Below are 17,813 nucleotides of genomic sequence, written 5' to 3' on the forward strand. Positions count from 1 at the left end.
ATTAGTAGATCGTGTATGTGCTGAAATGTTTACACATATGTGAAATGGCCTTTAAGCCAAGGCGGCTAGGGCAGTTAGCCATCGGGCCGAAAATGAGCATGATAAGCGCATGTTGCGGCTGTGTGACAACATTTGCTCTTTTAAATCAGCGAGTTGGTGATAAAAGCGCCCCACCGTCGCCATCGCCGAAGACCAGCATCAGCCGGAATTGACCATCAAACGGGGGCCAGGGTAAAAATGGGCATGATTCAAGCCAATGCCCCGGCTTTCACCTGACATCAACGTCACGACCACGATGCTAAGGCGCACTTGGTCCGCCTTGGAGCGAGAAGCTTTTGCCTTTGGGCCACTGGGAAATACTGCGTCGGCAACTTGGCGAGGTCATCGACCCGGAGGAGTTCAAACTCTGGATCGATCCCTTGCGCCCCGTGGAAAGCGACGGGCCGGGCCTGGTTTTGGCCTGCCCCAACGCCTTTCATCGCACGTGGTTGCGCGACCACCATCTGCCGCGTCTGCGCCAGTTGGCCCGCCAGATCGACCCGGAGTTCAAGGTCACCCTGGCCGTGCTGCCCGGCGGCCAGCCCGGCGGCCAAGGCCGGCCCGCGGTCGCCAGGCAGTTGACCCTGCCCAGCCTGGGCCTGGATCACCCCCAGCTCAACAGCCGCTATCGCTTCGAAAATTACATCGCCGGCGGCGGCAACGAATACGCCTGCGCCGCGGCCAAGGCCATGGCCAACGGCCAGAGTTTCTTTGGCGGGGCGCTCTATCTGGTCTCGGGCACGGGCCTGGGCAAGAGCCACCTGACCCAGGCCATCGGCCACCACGTCCTGGACGGCGAGCGCCCCTGCCGGGTGTCCTACCTCACCGCCGAGGACTTCGCCAACCAGATGATCAGCGCCCTGCGCGCCAAACGCATGGAGCAGTTCAAGGACCGCTTCCGCCGGGGCTGCGACGTGCTGCTGCTGGAGGAAGTGCCCTTTTTGGCCGGCAAGGACAAGACCCAGGAAGAACTTGTCTACACCCTCGACGCCCTGGCCAACGCCGGCAAGCGCATTATTTTCACCGGCAACCAGCCGCCGGCCCAGATCAAAAATCTGGGCCGGCGTCTGCGCTCGCGCCTGGACGGCAGCGTCACCGTGCCCATCGAGCCGCCCGACCACCAGACCCGCGTGCGCATCCTGCGCAGCGAGGCCCAGCGCCTGGGCGTCGTCTCCCCCGTCGAGCCCCTGGAGCTTTTGGCCGAGGCCATCAGCGGAGACGTGCGGCGGCTGATCTCGGCCCTCAACGGCATGGCCGCCCGCAGCGCCCTCACCGGCCGGCCCATGGACCTGGCCCTGGCCGCCGAGGTGGCCGGCCAACTGGCCACCGAGCTGCGCCGCCTCAGCCCCGAGCGCATCCGCGACGAGGTGGCCCGGGCCTATGGCCTGGAGCCGGCCCTATTGTCTGGCAAATCGCGCAAAAAAGAAGTGACCGGCCCGCGCAACATCGCCATGTACCTCTGCCGTCGCCACACCGATTCGTCGCTGAAATCCATCGGCGGCCTGTTCAACCGCGATCACTCCACCGTCATGTACGGCGTCGACAAGATCGACCGCCTGCTGGCCCAAGACCAAAAATTGGCCGGCCAACTGCGCTACATCGAACAGCGCCTGGGCCTGGGCTGATTTTCGCGGCCGGCCCGGCGGCGCTGTTGGCCGAGCGCCTCGATTTGTGGTACAAGGGCGGATAAACCATTTTTTGGAGTGATCATGAAAAAGATCATTTTCGCGGCGCTGGCCATAATCCTCGTTTCCGGCTGCGCCCTGGCCGACGGCAAGCCGTCCTTCAACACTCTCGAAGAAAAAATAAGCTATATCATCGGGTTCCAGTTCGGCGCCGATATGAGCAAAGACCAGATCAACGTCTCGCCCGAGGTCTTCCTCAAGGGCATGAAAGACGGCCTGGCCGGCAACAAATCGGCCCTGGACGAAAAACAGGCCGCCGCGGCCATGGACGAGTTCCGCGTCAAGATGATGGCCCAACAGCAGGCCAAAATGAAGGAACAGGCGGCCGAAAACAAGAAGAAGGGCGACGCCTTCCGCGCCGAGTTCAAGAAAAAGCCCGGCGTCAAGACCCTGCCCAGCGGCGTGATGTATCGCGTCATCAGCGCCGGCAAGGGCCCCCAGCCCAAGCCCACCGACGTGGTCCAGGCCCACTACACCGGCAAGCTCGTCGACGGAACCAAATTCGACAGCTCCGAGGGCCGCGAAAAGCCGGTCAGCTTCCCGCTCGACGGCGTGATCCCCGGCTGGAGCGAGGCCCTGCAGCAGATGAACAAGGGCGCCAAGTGGGAGATCGTCCTGCCGCCGGAAGCGGCCTACGGCGATCGTCAGGTCGGCCCGATGATCGGCCCCGGCTCCACGCTGGTCTTCGAGGTCGAGCTGGTCGACTTCGCCGCGCCCAAGGCCGAGGAGGCCCCGGCCGCCCAGCCCCAAAAATAGCCCTCGATCTTTTTCGCCACGGGCCCGACTCCTCGCCGCGCGAGGGGCCGGGCCCGGTTTTTTTGGGCCGCCGTTCTCTCTTGACTTGCCGGTCGACGATTGACTAACGTTGTTCATGCTCGTGAATAGCATTCAGCACAAGCAAAAACAACGCGTCCCGACGCGACCAGGCGGGAGCCACCCTTGCAGGCCCATCTCGCGGCCGCCATCACGCCTCGGGCGATGCCGACTCACCATCCGGAGGACATGCCATGGCCGCGCCCCTTTCAGAGCAACAGCGCCAACTGTTCGAAAAAATCGACAAGGAAACCAACGACTTTTTGATGACGCGCCACAACGCGGTCAACCGCTGGGTCATCGGCGACATGATCCGGCGCAGCGCCTACCACTATCCCGACAAGCTCGCCCTCATCGACGGCGAGATCCAGCGCACCTACAGCCAGTTGGAGCGCGACAGCAACCAACTGGCCCAGGCCCTTTTGGGCCTTGGCGTGCAAAAGTACGACCGCGTGGCCATCCTGGCCCACAACACCTATCACCACGTGCTGACCTGGCTGGGCTGCGCCAAAATCGGGGCCATCTACCTGGCGGTCAACTATCTGCTGCGCGGGCCCGACATCGCCTATTGCATCAACCACTCCGAGAGCAAGGTCTTCGTCATCGAAGATAGCCTGCTGGAGCTGGTCGATGGCGTTTTGGGCGATATGCCCACGGTGCGCTCGTTCATCTGGTCGGCGGCCACGGGCCAGGGGGCCATGCCCGCCGGCTTCGCCGATTTCGACGCCTGGCGCTTGGCCGCCTCCGACGCCGCGCCCCAGGCGATCTTGCGCATCGAGGATCCGGCCCAGATGACCTACACCAGCGGCACCGAATCCCGGCCCAAGGGCGTCATCATCAGCAACCAGGCCCTGATCGCCCAATACATGGGCTGCATCATCGACGCCGGCTACGGCCCGGACGACATCAACGTCAACGCCCTGCCCATCTACCACTGCGCCGCCCGCGACGTGTTCATGAATCCCATTTTCTGGGTCGGCGGAACCAACGTGCTGATGGCCCCGGACCTGGGCCAGATCCTGGCCAACATCGAAAAACACAAGGCCACGATCTTTTTCGCGCCGCCCACGGTGTGGATCGGCCTGCTGCGCCACCCCGACTTTGAGCGGCGCGATCTTTCCAGCCTGAAGAAATGCTGCTACGGCGCCTCGATCATGCCCGTGGAGATACTCAAGGAAATGATGGAGCGCCTGCCCGGCGTGGAGGTCTACAATTTCTATGGCCAGACCGAGCTGGCCCCCTACCACACCATCCTCAAGGCCCAGGACGCCCTGCGCAAGCTGGGCTCGGCCGGCAAGGGCGGCCTGCACATGGAGTCGCGCCTGGAGGGCGACGACGGCCAGGCCATTGCGGCCGTGGGCCAGCCCGGCGAGATCTGCGGCCGCGGCCCCCACGCCATGACCATGTACTTCAAGGAGCCCGACAAGACCGAGGAGGCCATGAAGGGCGGCTGGTTCCATTCGGGCGACCTGGGGGTCTACGACGAGGAAAACTACATCACCGTGGTCGATCGCAAAAAAGACATGATCAAGACCGGCGGCGAGAACGTGCCCTCGCGGGAGGTGGAAGAGGCCATCTATCTGGACAGGCGGGTGGAGGAGGTGGCGGTCATCGGCCTGGATCATCCCAAGTGGGTCGAGGCCGTCACCGCCGTGGTCGTGGCCAAGAAAGGTCAGGCCATCGACCCGGACGAGCTGATCGCCCATTGCCGGCAGCACCTGGCCCCCTTCAAGACGCCAAAGAAAGTCATCGTCGTCGAGGCCCTGCCCAAGACGCCCACGGGCAAGATCCTCAAGCGGCAGATGCGCCAGGATTACAAGGGCGTTTTCGCCGACGAATAGGCGTTTTACAAGGCGAGAGCGCCGTACGGGGGCGTCCTGCCCCGTGCGGCGGCCTCAAGGCCGGCAAGCGCCCCGCCCCGATCGTTGGCGCGGGGCGCGCTTTTTTTGGGCGGCGTCACGCGCCGCCTGGTCAGTTGGCTCAGCTGAAGCCGCCGCCACCGCAGCCCGACGAGGCCAGGCCGGGCCCGTCCAGCCCCGGCCCCCCGCCGCCCACGGCAAAGCCCGAGGCCAGCTTGCGGGCTTGGTCGCAACCGCACTTGGGGCAGAGGGCCTTGTCATCCGCGCGCAGGATCAGCGCCTCGAACTGCTCGCCGCAGCGGCCGCAGACGTATTCGAAAATCGGCATGCCAGCACCTCTTTGTCATTGGCGTTTCCAATAACTTTAAGCCGCGCGCGGCCCTTGTCAAGGGGCGCGGTCGGGCCTAGAGCGGCAGGCTGGTGGCGTGGGCCGGGTTGAGGCCCTGGTCGCGGGCCAGGCGGAAGCAATCGCGGCAGGCGTGCAGGTCGGGGCCGTCTTCCAGGGGGATCAGGACGATGACCCGTTGAAAGCCGGGCGGCACGGCCTGGGGCGAGGCCGGCGGTTTGGTCATGATCAGCACCGAGGCGTGGTTGAGGTTGGCCGGCTCCTGGCTGATCAGCACCGGTTCGTCGGCCTGATCGGCCCCGCCGGCCAGGGCGTGGGGCACGAACGAGGCCGGGTCGAAGGTCCAGAGCAGGGCGTCCAGGCCGGCGGCCTGCCGCGGATCGGCGGCCAGGATCAGCACCCGCGCCCCTTGCCGCCAGTGCCAGGCGGCCAGGCGGGCCACGGCCTCGCCGGGCGCGCGGCCGCACTGCTTCAGATTGACGAACTCCAGCTCCATGGGCCGATTTTAGCACGGCGCGGCCTCAAACGCCCACCGCCTCGTCACCGCGCGGCCCGCGCAAGAAACTTAGACAGCGGCCGGCCCATGGTTTACACTTTAAGCAGAGGGTGAAAAAGCGCACTTGCCCGCACGGGAGTTGAGGCCATGAATCTTGCCGGCCGTCTTTGGCGCTCCACCAGGGTCAGGCTCATCGTCAGCTTCGTGGCGGTGGCCTTGCTGGTGGGCGTGGCCTCGTTCCTGGTGGGCGGCCGGCTGCTCTACGAGGCGGTGCTTTCCGAGGCGGCCAGCCGCGTGCGCCTGGATTTGAACGCCGCCCGCGAGATCTATCAATCGCGGACGCGCTCCATCGAGCTGGCCCTGTCGGTGGCCATCGCCGGCGATCAGGTCCAGCGCCTGCTGACCGATGGCGACGCGGCCGCCCTGAAGGCCTGGCTGGACCGCTTGGCGCGGGAAGCCGGGCTGGATTTTCTGGGCCTGGCCGCGCGGGACGGCCGGGTGTTGGCGCGCATCGGCCCTGGCCCGCTCGGCGGCCGAGACGTGGACCTGCCGGTGGTCGCCCAGGCCCTGGCCGCTGGCCGGCCAATGGGCGGCACGGTGGTCATGGACGCGGCCAGCCTGGCCGCCGAGGATCCGGCCCTGGCCCGGCGGGCGGTGGTGCGGCCGGTGGCCACGGCCCGCGCCGACCCCGCGCCCGAGGGCGCGCGGACAGAGGCGCTGTGCCTGGCCGCGGCCGCGCCGCTGTCGCGGGAGGGCCTGGCGCTCTATGGCGGGGTGTTGCTCAGCCGCGACAAGGCCATCGTCGACACCGTGGGCCAGACGGTTTTCAAGAACGAATCCTTTGCCGGCCGCCAACTGGGCACGGCCACGATCTTTTTGGGCGATCTGCGCGTCAGCACCAACGTGCGCGCCCCCGACGGCAGCCGGGCCATCGGCACCAGGGCCTCGCGGGAGGTGGCCGAGGAGGTGCTGGGCCGGGGCGGCGTGTGGTCGGGCCGGGCCTTCGTGGCCTACGACTGGCAGATCACCGCCTACGAGCCCATCGTCGACGTGAACGGCCAACGGGTGGGCATGCTCTACGTGGGCGTGCTGGAGGCCAAGTACGCCGGGCTCTGGCGGCAGACGCTTATGGTCTTCGCCCTGACCACCCTGGCCTGCCTGGTGGTGGCCGTGGGCCTGGGGGCCTATCTGGCCGAGCGCATCACGCGGCCGGTCAACCAGCTCATCGCCGCCAGCGAGCGGGTGGCGCGGGGCGATTTTTCGCCCGAGGTGGGGCCCATCGTCCGTAGCGACCTGGGGCTGTTGCAGCGCGGCTTTCAAGAGATGCTGTTGGCCCTGGGCGAACGCGAGCGCCGCCAGCAAGAGGAAAGCGAAAAGCGCCTGTTGCAATCGGAAAAGCAGGCCCTGGTCGGCCGCCTGGCCGCCGGCGTGGCCCACGAGATCAACAACCCCCTCACCGGCGTGCTGACCTTCACCCACCTGCTGCTGCGCCGGGGCGACCTGCCGGCCGAGGTGGTCCACGACCTGCAAACCATCGCCGCCCAGACCGAGCGCGTGCGCAAGATCGTCAAGGGCCTGTTGGATTTTTCGCGCCAGACCAAGCTGGAGGCCCAACCCAGCGACCTGAACCCCCTGGTGGCGGCGGCGGTCAAGCTGATGACCAACCAGGCCCTCTTGAAGGGCGTGCGCCTGCACTTCGACCCGCAAGAAGAATTCCCGGTGATGAACCTGGACCGCAGCCAGATGCAGGGAGTCTTGATCAACATGATCATCAACGCCCTCGACGCCACGCCGCCCGGCGGCGAGGTGGCCGTGATCACCCGGCCCGGCGATCCGGCGCGGCGCGGCGGCCGCCAGGGCGTGGAGATCCTGGTGCGCGACACCGGCTGCGGCATCGCCCCCGAGCACCTGGACAAGCTTTTCGACCCCTTTTTCACCACCAAGGAAGTCGGCCAGGGCACGGGCCTGGGCCTGGCCGTCAGTCAGGGCGTGGTGGCCCGCCACGGCGGCGAGATCACCGTGCGCAGCAAGCCGGGTCAGGGCAGCACGTTCACCATCTGGCTGCCCGAGGAGATCAGGAGCGAAGGTTATGACTGGTGACCACGGAGAATTGGCGACATGAAGGTGCTGGTGGTCGATGACGACAAGGTGGTTTTGCTCAGTTGCCGGCGGGTGCTGGAGGCGGCCGGCCACCTGACGCGCGAGGCCGGCGGGGCCGAACAGGCCCTGGCCATCTTGTCCGCCGAGCCGGTGGATTTGGTTTTGGCCGACGTGATGATGCCGGGCGTGGACGGCTTCGCCTTGATCGAGCGGGCCCGCCGGGTCGCGCCATCCACGCCGGTGGTGTTGATGACGGGCTACTTGACGCCACAGATCAAACAACGGGGCATGGCGGCGGGGGCGGCGGGCTTCATCGCCAAGCCGTTCACGCCAGACGAGTTGCTGGAGGGCCTGGCCAGGGTCATGGGCCCGCGCCAGGCCTGACCGACAGCGGCGGCGGGCCTTGGCGTCGTCGGGAAAGGATGCGATCATGCCGGAAAAGATGCTTGTCATAGACGACGATTCGGCGGTAATCGAATCGTGCCAGCGCATTTTCAGCGCCGAGGGTTGGGAGGTGACCGGCTCCACCGACCCGGCCAAGGGCCTGGAGCTGGCCGCCGGCCAGGCCTTCGAGGTGATCCTGGTCGATTGGAAGATGCCCGGCCTCAGCGGCATGGACGTGCTCTCCGAGCTGGAAAAGCGCGCGCCCAAGTCCACCGTGGTCATGTTCAGCGGCTACCCCTCGGTGGAGCGGGCCACCGAGGCCCTCAAGCGCGGGGCCATGGACTACGTGCCCAAGCCCTTCCGGCCCGACGAGATCATCACAGTGGTCACGCGGGCCCTGCGCCGCAAGGTCGATCAGGAGCAAAAGGCCCTGGACCGCGCCGCGCGGACCATCGGGGCCTTTCCCGTGCCGTCGTCGGACGACAAGGCCCCCAAGACCATCGCCGAGACGGTGGCCCACAGCGTGGGCGTCAGCAAGGTCAGTTCGCCGTGGCTGACCATCTTTTTGCTGGGCGTGCTGGCCGGGGCCTACATCGGCTTTGGCGGGATGCTGGCCAGCAGCGTCAGTTTCGACATGGCCGGCCACATGGGCCTGGGCTTCACCAAGTTCATGACCGGCGCGGTGTTCAGCCTGGGCCTGATGCTGGTGGTCATCGCCGGGGCCGAGCTGTTCACCGGCAACAACCTGATGGTTTCCACCGTGCTGGAGGGACAGACCACCTGGGGCGCGGTGCTGGCCCGCTGGGTGGTGGTCTTCGTGGCCAACTTCATCGGCAGCCTGCTCATCGTGCTGTTGTTCCATTATTCGGGCCTGTGGAAGACCGGCGGCGGCGCGTTGGGCGCGGCGGCGCTGAAGCTGGCCTACGCCAAGGTCGGCCTGGGCTGGGGCGAGGCCTTTGTCCGGGGCGTCGGCTGCAACTGGCTGGTCTGCCTGGCGGTCTGGATGGCCCTGGCCGCCCGCCAGACGGTGGGCAAGATCTTCGCCATCTTCTTTCCGATCATGGGGTTCGTGGCCATTGGCTTCGAGCACTGCGTGGCCAACATGTATTTCATCCCGGCGGGCATCCTGCTGCGCGACTGGGCCGGCGTGGCCCCGCCCCAGGGCCTGGACCCGGCGCTCCTGGGCTGGGGCTCGTTTTTCTGGGCCAACCTGGTGCCGGTGACGCTGGGCAACATCATCGGCGGCACGGTGTTCGTGGGCTTCAGCTATTGGAGCGTCTATCTGCGCAAGACCAAGGCCGCATGAAGCCAGGCCGCCCCGCCGATGGCCCGCGCGTCGGCGGGGCGCTGGTCAGTGGCCGGCCCTGGTTTGGGCCAGCAACGCCAGCGTGGCCCGGCCGTCGATGATATCCTGCTCGCCTTCGAAGGCCGGCGCGCCGGCAAAGACCGAGAAATCGCCGCGCATGCTGCGGGCCAGGGCGTTCTGGCCGCCGGCCAACTCGGCAAAGCGGCGGCCGGCGTACTTCAGGCCCCGGGCCAACGTGCCGGCCGGGACATATTCGCGCATGAGGCGGCCCGCATCCACCACCACCCGCTTGATGGGATCGCCCATGCCGTGGAGCATCTGCAACTCGTAGGCGTGGCGCTCCAGGCCCAGCGCATCGGCCACGGCCATGACCCTGGCGATGGTGCGCAGGTTGTGCGTGCCAAAGGCCGGTTTGATGGCGTCGGCGCGGCGCAGCATCACCTCGGCCAGGGCCTCGTAATTGGCGTCGGTGCTGGGTTTGTTGTTCCACACCGGGCTCTTGGCCAGGCCTTGGCCGGCGGCGAGCGCCCTCTCGTGCTCCAGATAGGCCCCCTTGACCAGGCGGATGGGCGCGCGAAAGCCGTGGGCCCGGGCCCAGGTGGCCAGGGCGGCCACGTCTGGGGCCGCATCGCGCAGATAGGCCTGGATCACCACGCCCAAGCGCAAATCACCTTGCCCGTCCAGGGCGAGGGCCCGGTTTTGCTCGACCACCTGGCGAAACAACGCCAAGGTCATGTCCTTGTAGGCGTATTCCTCCATGTCGATGCGGATGAAGACCTTTTTGCCCGGCGCGGCGGCGGCGCGCAACAGCTCGACCAGGGCGGCGGCGATCTCGGCGCGCTTGGCCTGGGCGCGGGCCGAACGGCCCTGGCCATCCAGGGCGGCGTCCAGGTCGTGGACCAGGGCCGAAAGCTTCAGCGAGACGTTGAGATCGTTGACGGACGCTTGGCCGGCCGTGAAGCGGCGGATCAGGTCCAGATAATAGGCCCGGTATTGCCGGGCGTCCTCGGGCGAGAGCGAGGCGTCGCCAACGTTGTCCAAGCTCACCAGCAGGCCCTTGGCCTTTTCCCTGGCCACGAAGGCGAAGATCTTGTCGATCTCGGCGGCCGTCTCCAGCTCGTCGTCATCGTTGTCGACCACCAACAAAAACGGCTCGCACATCCATTTTATGAAGGGCATGAGCCAGGCAAAGGCCCGCCGCGCCGTCCGGCTGTCGCCAAGGGCGGCCAAAAACCAGCCGGTGACGTCGGCCAAGGGGCCCCACATGCTCAGCTTGATCAACGCCATGCGCACGCCCTGATCGCCCGCGGCCCGGCCTTGCAACTGGGCGCGCAGGGCCGCCTCCAGGGCGCCAAGCTGGCTGACCGTGGCCGCTTCCAGGGCGCTCGGGCTCGGCGCGGCCGCCCAGGCCGCCGGCCAGCCACGCCCAGCCAAACCGCCGCCAGCCGCCAGGCCCAGGGCCCCGGCCAGGATCAACGCCAGCAAAAAACCGATCGTCATGCGTTTGAACAACATCGCGCGCCTCGCAAGCAATAATAATCATGGATGACCACCCGGCCATCGCTTGGAGTCTAAATCCGTGGCCGGCCGCCGGGCAACATTATTTGAAGCGCGCCGGCCATGGCCCAGCGCCGGGCCAGGGCATGGGCGCGGTCGATGCTCGCGCGCCCGGTGGTTCGGATTTACCTATTTGCATTATCGGCCCAAATTATAGTTACCTAGGCCAGCGCGGCCTCGCGCGTTGGGTCAACGGCCGTCTCGGCCCGAAAGTCATGGAGAGCGGAAGGTGCTGACAAAAAACGTTTTCGCCACGCGAGGGGGCGTCATCGGCGTGGGCGCGGTCATCGGCGTGCTGGCGGCGCTGCTGCAATATTGGGGCAACCCCGGCAACATGGGCGTGTGCGTGGCCTGCTTCGAGCGCGACATCGCCGGCGCGGTGGGTTTGCATCAGGCGGCGGTGGTGCAATACATGCGCCCGGAGATCATCGGTTTCGTGCTGGGCGCGCTGATCGCGGCGATGGCTTTTGGCGAGTTCCGGCCGCGCGGCGGCTCGGCCCCACTGGCGCGCTTCTTTTTGGGCGCTTTCGCCATGATCGGCGCGCTGGTCTTTTTGGGCTGCCCGTGGCGGGCCCTTTTGCGCCTGGCCGGCGGCGACGGCAACGCCCTGCTGGGCCTGGCCGGGTTGATCGTGGGCATTGGCCTGGGCACGATTTTTCTGCGGCGCGGCTACAACCTGGGCCGGGCGCAAAAATCGCCGGCGGCGGTGGGCCTGCTGTTGCCCATTCTGATGGCCGGCTTTTTGGTTTTGATGTTCATCTACCCCCAGGTGGCCGAGCAGGACAAATCCGGCGTGCTGTTCTATAGCCTCAAGGGGCCGGGCGCCATGCACGCGCCGCTTTTGGTCTCGCTGGTCGTGGGCCTGGCCGTGGGCTTTCTGGCCCAGCGCAGCCGGTTTTGCACCATGGGCGCTTTCCGCGATCTGATCCTTTTCCGCCAGCCCCATCTTTTCTGGGGCGTGCTGGCCCTTCTGGTCTTCGCCTTCGGGTCCAACCTGGCCCTGGGCCAGTTCAAGGCCGGCTTCGAGGGCCAGCCGGTGGCCCACACCATGGGTCTGTGGAACTTTTTGGGCATGTTGTTGGCCGGGCTGGCCTTTGTGCTGGCCGGCGGTTGCCCCGGTCGGCAGTTGTTTTTGGCCGGCGAGGGCGATGGCGACGCGGCGGTGTTCGTGCTGGGCATGATCGTGGGCGCGGCCTTTGCCCACAACTTCGGCCTGGCCTCCTCGCCGGCGGGCATCGGGCCCCACGGCATGGCCGCGGTGGCGGTGGGCCTGGCGGTGTGCTTGTATCTGGGCTTCGCCATGCGCGGGGCCAAGGCCGCCTGAGCGGCCGGCCATGCTAAGGAGCTGAAAAATGAGCCAAGAGATCGACGCGCGGGGGCTGTCCTGCCCCCAGCCGGTGATATTGACCCTGGAGGCGCTCAAGAAAATGAGCGGCGGCCAGTTGGAAGTTCTGGTCGACACCGACACCTCGGTGGAAAACGTCTCGCGGGCGGCGACCAGCCAGGGCTGGCGAGTGGAGGCCGTTGGCCAAGAGGCCGATTGCTATCGCCTGAGCCTGGCCAAAGGCTAGGGGCTTGGGCCTATTCAAGGCGGTCAAGCAGGCCCTGGCCGGACGGGTCGAACCCGGCCGGAGCCTGGGCCGCCATGGCATCTTGGTCTACGCCAACACCAGCGAGGTGATCCGCGCCGAGGCGGCGCTGAAAGAGGCCGGCTGGCTGGTCAGCGTCAAGGGCCCGCCGCCCGAGCTGCGCACCGGCTGCGACTTGGTCATCGAGTTCCCGCTGGTCGAGGAGCTGGCCATCCTGCGTCTGTTGGACCAGGCCGGCCTGACGCCGCTGCAAAGCGCGCCGGTGGACGGCCCGCTGCTGCGGCCGGTGGATCTGTTCCAAACCGTGGATTACGGCCGGCACCTGATGATCCGCGCCGCCAACATGAAGCTGACCGTGGAGAAACAAAGCCGACGCATCGTCAACGTCTCGGGCGGCGGCTGCCCGGACGTGCCCTATCTGGCCCAGGAGATGATCGGCAAGACCCTCGACGAGGCCCCCAGCCCCCGCCAGATCGGTCACACCCTCTGCGGCTACGCCCTGCAACTGGCCTTCGAGGAGATGCAAAGGCGATGCTAGCGGTGGCAGGCGCCATCCCCTGGCCGGAACTGCCCGTGGTCGAAGGCCTGGCCACGCTGGATGGCCCGCGTCTGCTGATCGACGCGCGGCCCGTGGCCGCGGTGGCCCGGGGCACGGCCGCCCTGTTGGCCGCGGCCGTGAGCGCCAGCCAGGCCTTGGGTGGCCCGCCGGTGATGGCCCATCTGGTCGGCGACATCGGCGCGGGCCAGGGCAGCCGGGCGCTCTACGCCCATCTGGCCCGGATCCTGCCAGAACGGCAATACGCCGCGCTGGTGTTTCACTATCTGCAACCCGACGTGGATTGGCACGGGCGGGTGCTTCTGGCCGTGGAGCAGATGCGGCCCCGACCGCTGTTGATCGCCGACGCCGGATTCATGTACGCCGCCAAGATGGGCGGCATGGCCCCCAGCTACGACCTGTTCACCCCCGACGCCGGCGAGTTGGCCTTTCTGGCCGACGAGGCCGCGCCGCACCCCTTTTACACCCGTGGCTTCATCCTGCACGAGGAGGCCCAGGCCCCGGCCCTGATCGCCCGGGCCCATGCCCACGGCAACGCCGCCCGGCATCTGCTGGTCAAGGGCCGAAAGGATTATCTGGCCAGCGGGCCGGAGGCCATCGAAGCCCTGCCCGGCCCCGATTGCCCCGTGCTGGAGTGCGTGGGCGGCACCGGCGACACCCTCACCGGCCTGGCCGCGGCGTTGCTGGCCGCCGGCCAGCCCATGGCCCGCGCCGCCCGTTTGGCCGCCCTGACCAACCGCCTGGCCGGCCAACTGGCCAACCCCACGCCCGCCAGCCAGATCGGCGAGATCATCGCGCGCATCCCCGCCGCCCTGGCCCTGGCGCTGCGGCAAATCCCGGCATGAGCCAAGGCGAGGCAAAACAAGGCCTCTCGGGGCAAAGCATCGTGCTGGACGTGATTTATCAACACCGCCAGACCGAGGCCGTATTCAAGGACTATGAGCGCCAAACCGGCCGCTGCATCTGCTGCCAATCGCTTTTCGACACCCTGGAGCAGGCCGCCCAGGCCCACGGCCTGGATCTGGCCGAATTGCTGGCGCGCCTGCGCGCGGCCATCGCCGCCGGGCCAACCAAATAACCCGCCAAAGGCCGCCGTTGCCCCGCGCTGGACGTAAACCGCATTAATCGATATAGTTTAGCATCACCCATCTAAACACCGTTTTGGCGGGCCAAAGACCCACGGGCGGCGCAGCGCGGAGTCGAACCATGGAAAAGCAAAACATCGCGGTCATCATCAACGGGCAAATCCAGAAATACGGCGAGCGGGCCGCCCTCAAGTACAAAGAGGACGGCGCTTGGCGCGAGATCAGCTGGCGCGAGATGGGCCGGCAGGTCAACGCCGTGGCCCGAGCCTTGATCAAACTGGGCCTGGCCGAAAAACAGGCCGTGGCCATCTTCGCGGCCAACTCGCCGTGGTGGACCATCGCCGACCTGGGCATCTTGAACGCCCGCTGCATGGTCGCGCCGATCCACGCGCCCAGCACCATGGGCCAGGCCAAATACATCGTCGACGATTCGAACGCGCGGCTGATCTTTGTCGGCGGCCAGGAGCAGTACGCCAAGGTCATGAAGTTCTTCGGCCAGACCGAGGGCCTGCAAACCATCGTCTGTTTCGACCGCCACGTGCGGTTGGAGCAGAACCCCAACATCATGTATTTTGACGACTTTTTGGCCCTGGGCCAGGCCGCCCAAGACGCCGGCGCCGAGGTCGAGGCCCGCCTGGGCCGCGCCCGCGCCGACGACCTGGTCACGCTGATCTACACCTCGGGCACCACCGGCGAGCCCAAGGGCGTCATGCTCGATCACGCCAATTTTTATCATCAATACATCAGCCTGCCCGAGCGCTTCGCCATGTTCGACAGCGACCGCTCGCTGTGCCTGCTGCCGCTGTCCCATGTTTTCGAGCGGGCCTGGACCTACAACGCCCTGGCGCGGGGCATGACCAACCACTATTGCGCCGACCCCAAGCAGGCCCTGGAGCACATGCAGGAGGTCAAGCCCCATTTCGTCTGCATGGTGCCGCGCTTTTACGAGAAAATCTATTCAGCCGTCTTCAACAAGCTGGAGAGCGCCCCGGAAAACAAGCGCAAGCTCTTTCACTGGGCCCTGCAAACCGGCTTGGCCGCCGGCCGCCTGCGCATCGACAACAAGCCCCTGCCCCTGGGCCTCAAACTGCGCCACGCCCTGGCCGACGCCCTGGTGCTGAAAAAAATTCGCCAGCTCACCGGCGGCGAGATCCGCGTCTTCCCCTGCGCCGGCGCGCCGCTCTCGCCCGAGATCGACGAGTTTTTCTGGGCGGTGGGCATCTTCGTCTGCCTGGGCTTTGGCATGACCGAAACCACCGCCACCGTGACCTGCCCCTCGGCCGATCACAAGCGCTTTGGCACGTGCGGCACGGCCATCAAGGACACCGAGCTCAAGCTGGCCCCCGACGGCGAGCTGCTCGTGCGCGGGCCCCAGGTCATGCGCGGCTATTACAACAAGCCCGAGGAGACGGCCAAGACCCTGGTCGACGGCTGGCTCTACACCGGCGACGTGGCCGCCATCGACCAAGACGGCTTCATGTCCATCACCGATCGCAAAAAAGACCTGATGAAGACCTCGGGCGGCAAGTACATCGCGCCCCAGCCCGTGGAAAACGCCGTGGGCAAGGACCACTTCGTCGAGCAGATTCTGCTGGTGGCCGACGGGCGCAAGTTCGCCAGCGCCCTGATCGTGCCCTGTTTCGAGTCCTTGGAGCAGTGGGCCCAGGCCAACGGCGTGAGCTTCGCCTCGCGCCAGGAGCTGGTCGACAACCCCCGCGTGGTCGAGTTCTACGCCCAACGCGTCAAGGAGCTGACCAAAGACCTGGAAAAGCACGAGAAGATTCAGAAATTCATCTTGCTGCCCGAGGAGTTCACCATCGAGGAGGGCGAGATGACCCCCACCCTCAAGCTCAAGCGCAAGGTCATCTTGGCCAAGTACGCCGATCGCATCGAGGCCATGTACAAAGAATAAGGCCAGCCATGGCCGTTGGCGCGGGGCTGGCCTTGGCGGGCCGGCCCCGCCGCGTTTGCTCTAGCGATTGTAGCGCTTGATCATCAGCTCCAGGTCTTCCAGCAACGATTGCAGGTCTTCCTCGTGCTCGACCTCTTGTTCGAGGATGGTGCTGGCCATGTTGTAGGTGACGATGTCGGCCTCGCGGGTGAGCTTGATCATCTTGTCGTAGGTGCTGATGGCGCATTGTTCGCCGCGGATGTTCTGCTCCAGCACAAGCTGCACGTAGGGGTCGGCCGGCGGCTCGTAGCCACAGCCGCTGAGATCGTACCACAGCTTGGGCTCCAACACCGGCACGCCGCCAAGCTGGACGATGCGCCCGGCCACCAGTTCGGCGTGGGAAAGCTCGTCGGTGGCGTGCTGCAACAGCTCGGCGGCCACGGCGTCTTTCATCGGCCCGGCCACCACCTTGGCCCCCAGCCAATATTGATAGTAGGCGAACCACTCGTCGGCCAGGGCCTGGTTGAGCATGCCGAGCAGGACGTTGACGTCCATGCCGATGATCTCGCGTCCTCTGGTGCCCATGACTCCTCCTTTCACATCGCGTAAGTTAATTTTATTTCCCGGCAAACACCGAGGTTATCGTCCGTATCTCCCAGGCTGAGGCCGGCCGGCGGGCAAGTCAAGGCCAATGCGCCGGCCGGCTGGCGGCGTTTTGCCGACAATCGCCGGCGCGGACGCGCGCGGTGGTGTCAATAATCATTGGCGGCGGTTATAATCGGGCCATGCAGCATGGAGTCAGCTTTGGACCAACACTGTCAAGCCCGGCCTTCGCCGTATCGTTGGGTTGTTTTCGGCGCGCTGGCGGCGGCCTATGTGCTGGTGTTTTTTCATCGGCTGTGCCCGTCGGTGGTGGCCCTGGACATCATGGCCGACCTGGGCGCGGGCCCGGCGCTGATGGGGCTTTTGGCCTCGGCCTATTTCTATCCCTACGCGGCCATGCAGATGCCGGCGGGGCTTTTGGCCGATTCGTGGGGGCCGCGGCGCAGCGTGACGCTGTTTTTCGCCCTGGCCGGGGTGGCCTCGATCCTCTTCGGCCTGGCCTGGTCAACCGCCGTGGCGGTGGCGGCGCGGGTGCTGGTGGGCCTGGGCGTGGCCATGGTTTTCGTGCCGACGATGAAGATCATCACCTGTTGGTTTCCGCGCGGCCAGTTCGCCCTGATGGCCGGGCTGCTATTGGCCCTGGGCGGGCTGGGGGCCTACGTGGCCTCGGCGCCGCTGGCCATGCTCAGCGCGGCCTTTGGCTGGCGGGCCAGTTTTGTCGTCATCGGGCTGATCAGCATGGTGGTGGGCGTGGCGATATGGTTTTTGGTGCGCGACAACCCGGCCGACAAGGGCCTGCCGCCGGCCGAGGCGCGGCCATGCGCCACGGAGGCCCCGGCCATCGGCCTGTGGCAAGGGGCGATGATGGTCTTGGGCCACGGCCGGTTTTATCCGCTGGCCGGCTGGTTCATCAGCACGGGGGTGGTCTTTTTCGGGCTGGGCGGCCTGTGGGCCGGGCCCTATCTGGCCCAGACGCACGGCCTGGGCCCGGCCGACGTGGGCCACGTGTTGTCGATGATGGCCGTGGGCATGGTGCTGGGCAGCCCCCTGCTGAGCTGGCTATCCGACAAGGTGTTGCGCTCGCGCAAGGCCGTGCTGATCGGCTGCGCGGTGGGCCTGTGCGGCCTGACCGCGCCGCTGGCCCTGGCCCCGGCCGACATCCCGCTCTGGGGCCTCTATCTGGGTAGCGCCTTGCTCAGCGTCTTTTGCGCGGCGGCCTCGGGGGTGGGTTTCATCGCGGCCAAGGAGCTTTTTCCGGTGGAGATAGCCGGCACGGCGGTGGGGTTGATCAACTTTTTTCCGTTTTTGGGCGGCGCATTGGGCCAGCCGTTGCTGGGCTGGCTGCTGCAACGCCACGGCGGGCGCGGGCCTTATGCGGCGGCGGTCTATGGTCAGGCCTTCGAGTGGTGCCTGTGGATCGCATTGGCCGGGCTGTTTTGCGCGCTGTTTTGCACCGAGACCTGGGGCCGGCCGGCCCCGACCGAGGGCGACCACTGAGTTTCAC

17 protein-coding genes are annotated in these 17,813 nt (G+C 66.7%); 13 read left to right on the plus strand and 4 right to left on the minus strand.

Annotation, left to right across the window (positions count from 1 at the left end; genetic code table 11):
• Positions 1 to 335 precede the first annotated feature (335 nt).
• From dnaA to DEBA_RS00015, 3 genes are all read left to right on the plus strand, one after another.
• A complete protein-coding gene (gene dnaA, locus DEBA_RS00005) occupies positions 336 to 1,664 on the plus strand; it encodes a chromosomal replication initiator protein DnaA (protein WP_013256836.1) in 1,329 nt (442 codons plus the stop codon).
• Between the two features lie 84 nt (positions 1,665 to 1,748).
• Complete coding sequence (locus DEBA_RS00010; RefSeq protein ID WP_013256837.1) at positions 1,749 to 2,480, plus strand: FKBP-type peptidyl-prolyl cis-trans isomerase; 732 nt, start codon at positions 1,749 to 1,751, stop codon at positions 2,478 to 2,480.
• A 251-nt stretch (positions 2,481 to 2,731) separates the two neighbouring features.
• Complete coding sequence (locus tag DEBA_RS00015; RefSeq protein ID WP_013256838.1) at positions 2,732 to 4,378, plus strand: acyl-CoA synthetase; 1,647 nt, start codon at positions 2,732 to 2,734, stop codon at positions 4,376 to 4,378.
• Positions 4,379 to 4,517: 139 nt separating this feature from the next.
• Here the strand turns inward: DEBA_RS00015 and DEBA_RS00020 are convergent, their stop codons facing one another.
• Positions 4,518 to 4,724 (minus strand): FmdB family zinc ribbon protein, encoded by a 207-nt coding sequence (locus DEBA_RS00020; RefSeq protein WP_013256839.1) that lies wholly within the window; start codon positions 4,722 to 4,724, stop codon positions 4,518 to 4,520.
• Between the two features lie 76 nt (positions 4,725 to 4,800).
• On the minus strand, positions 4,801 to 5,238 hold the full coding sequence (locus tag DEBA_RS00025; RefSeq protein ID WP_013256840.1) for a DNA polymerase III subunit chi: 438 nt from the start codon (positions 5,236 to 5,238) through the stop codon (positions 4,801 to 4,803).
• Positions 5,239 to 5,385: 147 nt separating this feature from the next.
• Here DEBA_RS00025 and DEBA_RS00030 point away from each other — a divergent pair, with 147 nt between their 5' ends.
• From DEBA_RS00030 to DEBA_RS00040, 3 genes are read left to right on the plus strand one after another with little or no spacing between them, the layout of a single operon-like run.
• Complete coding sequence (locus DEBA_RS00030; RefSeq protein ID WP_013256841.1) at positions 5,386 to 7,338, plus strand: cache domain-containing protein; 1,953 nt, start codon at positions 5,386 to 5,388, stop codon at positions 7,336 to 7,338.
• 18 nt (positions 7,339 to 7,356) lie between these two features.
• Positions 7,357 to 7,722: a response regulator gene (locus DEBA_RS00035; RefSeq protein ID WP_013256842.1), complete on the plus strand. Its 366-nt coding sequence runs from the start codon at positions 7,357 to 7,359 to the stop codon at positions 7,720 to 7,722.
• Positions 7,723 to 7,768: 46 nt separating this feature from the next.
• Entirely contained in the window at positions 7,769 to 9,028 is a 1,260-nt protein-coding gene (locus tag DEBA_RS00040; protein WP_013256843.1) for a formate/nitrite family transporter, read from the plus strand.
• 45 nt (positions 9,029 to 9,073) lie between these two features.
• Here DEBA_RS00040 and DEBA_RS00045 read toward each other — a convergent pair whose 3' ends face one another.
• Entirely contained in the window at positions 9,074 to 10,543 is a 1,470-nt protein-coding gene (locus tag DEBA_RS00045) for a proline dehydrogenase family protein (protein ID WP_013256844.1), read from the minus strand.
• Between the two features lie 274 nt (positions 10,544 to 10,817).
• Between DEBA_RS00045 and yedE the strand changes: the two genes are divergently transcribed.
• The 6 genes from yedE (at position 10,818) to DEBA_RS00075 (ending at position 15,727) form a co-directional block, all read left to right on the plus strand.
• The gene (gene yedE / locus DEBA_RS00050; RefSeq protein WP_043814749.1) at positions 10,818 to 11,909 is read left to right on the plus strand and encodes a YedE family putative selenium transporter; all 1,092 of its coding nucleotides are present in this window, start codon (positions 10,818 to 10,820) and stop codon (positions 11,907 to 11,909) included.
• Between the two features lie 28 nt (positions 11,910 to 11,937).
• Positions 11,938 to 12,156 (plus strand): sulfurtransferase TusA family protein, encoded by a 219-nt coding sequence (locus tag DEBA_RS00055; protein ID WP_013256846.1) that lies wholly within the window; start codon positions 11,938 to 11,940, stop codon positions 12,154 to 12,156.
• 4 nt (positions 12,157 to 12,160) lie between these two features.
• The gene (locus tag DEBA_RS00060) at positions 12,161 to 12,712 is read left to right on the plus strand and encodes a DUF3343 domain-containing protein (protein ID WP_013256847.1); all 552 of its coding nucleotides are present in this window, start codon (positions 12,161 to 12,163) and stop codon (positions 12,710 to 12,712) included.
• Entirely contained in the window at positions 12,706 to 13,575 is an 870-nt protein-coding gene (locus DEBA_RS00065; protein ID WP_013256848.1) for an NAD(P)H-hydrate dehydratase, read from the plus strand. Before DEBA_RS00060 ends, DEBA_RS00065 begins: the two co-directional genes overlap by 7 nt.
• Entirely contained in the window at positions 13,572 to 13,808 is a 237-nt protein-coding gene (locus DEBA_RS00070) for a hypothetical protein (RefSeq protein WP_013256849.1), read from the plus strand. The genes DEBA_RS00065 and DEBA_RS00070 overlap by 4 nt, the downstream gene beginning before the upstream one ends.
• Positions 13,809 to 13,936: 128 nt before the next feature.
• Positions 13,937 to 15,727: an AMP-dependent synthetase/ligase gene (locus DEBA_RS00075; RefSeq protein WP_013256850.1), complete on the plus strand. Its 1,791-nt coding sequence runs from the start codon at positions 13,937 to 13,939 to the stop codon at positions 15,725 to 15,727.
• Between the two features lie 60 nt (positions 15,728 to 15,787).
• Here DEBA_RS00075 and DEBA_RS00080 read toward each other — a convergent pair whose 3' ends face one another.
• Entirely contained in the window at positions 15,788 to 16,291 is a 504-nt protein-coding gene (locus DEBA_RS00080; RefSeq protein WP_013256851.1) for a ferritin-like domain-containing protein, read from the minus strand.
• A 207-nt stretch (positions 16,292 to 16,498) separates the two neighbouring features.
• Here DEBA_RS00080 and DEBA_RS00085 point away from each other — a divergent pair, with 207 nt between their 5' ends.
• Positions 16,499 to 17,806, plus strand: a complete 1,308-nt coding sequence (locus DEBA_RS00085; RefSeq protein WP_083778808.1) for an MFS transporter — start codon at positions 16,499 to 16,501, stop codon at positions 17,804 to 17,806.
• Positions 17,807 to 17,813 lie beyond the last annotated feature (7 nt).

The organism is Desulfarculus baarsii DSM 2075 (assembly GCF_000143965.1).
Lineage (GTDB): Bacteria > Desulfobacterota > Desulfarculia > Desulfarculales > Desulfarculaceae > Desulfarculus > Desulfarculus baarsii.

Coding starts and splice junctions, on each gene's coding strand:
- DEBA_RS00010 (WP_013256837.1), top strand. CDS start 1,749: ATGAAAAAGATCATTTTCGCGGCGCTGGCCATAATCCTCGTTTCCGGC.
- DEBA_RS00015 (WP_013256838.1), top strand. CDS start 2,732: ATGGCCGCGCCCCTTTCAGAGCAACAGCGCCAACTGTTCGAAAAAATC.
- DEBA_RS00020 (WP_013256839.1), bottom strand. CDS start 4,724: ATGCCGATTTTCGAATACGTCTGCGGCCGCTGCGGCGAGCAGTTCGAG.
- DEBA_RS00025 (WP_013256840.1), bottom strand. CDS start 5,238: ATGGAGCTGGAGTTCGTCAATCTGAAGCAGTGCGGCCGCGCGCCCGGC.
- DEBA_RS00030 (WP_013256841.1), top strand. CDS start 5,386: ATGAATCTTGCCGGCCGTCTTTGGCGCTCCACCAGGGTCAGGCTCATC.
- DEBA_RS00035 (WP_013256842.1), top strand. CDS start 7,357: ATGAAGGTGCTGGTGGTCGATGACGACAAGGTGGTTTTGCTCAGTTGC.
- DEBA_RS00040 (WP_013256843.1), top strand. CDS start 7,769: ATGCCGGAAAAGATGCTTGTCATAGACGACGATTCGGCGGTAATCGAA.
- DEBA_RS00045 (WP_013256844.1), bottom strand. CDS start 10,543: ATGTTGTTCAAACGCATGACGATCGGTTTTTTGCTGGCGTTGATCCTG.
- DEBA_RS00055 (WP_013256846.1), top strand. CDS start 11,938: ATGAGCCAAGAGATCGACGCGCGGGGGCTGTCCTGCCCCCAGCCGGTG.
- DEBA_RS00065 (WP_013256848.1), top strand. CDS start 12,706: ATGCTAGCGGTGGCAGGCGCCATCCCCTGGCCGGAACTGCCCGTGGTC.
- DEBA_RS00070 (WP_013256849.1), top strand. CDS start 13,572: ATGAGCCAAGGCGAGGCAAAACAAGGCCTCTCGGGGCAAAGCATCGTG.
- DEBA_RS00075 (WP_013256850.1), top strand. CDS start 13,937: ATGGAAAAGCAAAACATCGCGGTCATCATCAACGGGCAAATCCAGAAA.
- DEBA_RS00080 (WP_013256851.1), bottom strand. CDS start 16,291: ATGGGCACCAGAGGACGCGAGATCATCGGCATGGACGTCAACGTCCTG.
- DEBA_RS00085 (WP_083778808.1), top strand. CDS start 16,499: ATGGAGTCAGCTTTGGACCAACACTGTCAAGCCCGGCCTTCGCCGTAT.